Below are 257 nucleotides of genomic sequence, written 5' to 3' on the forward strand. Positions count from 1 at the left end.
CGTCGTCGCCTACGAGCCGGTCTGGGCGATCGGCTCCGGGCAGGCCGCCACGAGCGCGCAGGCGCAGCAGGTGTGCGAGGCCCTGCGCGGCGTCCTCGCCGAGGTGCTCGGCGACGAGGCGGCCGCGTCCACGCGCATCCTGTACGGCGGGTCGGTCAAGGCGAACAACATCGCGGGCTTCCTCAAGGAGCCGGACGTGGACGGGGCCCTGGTCGGCGGCGCGAGCCTGCAGCTCGAGGAGTTCGCGAGCATCGTGC

The 257-nt window shown here is 73.9% G+C and carries 1 protein-coding gene; it reads left to right on the forward strand.

Annotated elements, in window-relative coordinates; all coding sequences use genetic code 11:
• The coding region (locus tag FJ658_RS15530) for a triose-phosphate isomerase (RefSeq protein WP_181408520.1) at positions 1-257 on the forward strand (257 nt) is incomplete at both ends.

Origin of the sequence: Schumannella sp. 10F1B-5-1 (genome assembly GCF_006517535.1) — a bacterium.
Taxonomy (GTDB): Bacteria; Actinomycetota; Actinomycetes; order Actinomycetales; family Microbacteriaceae; genus Schumannella.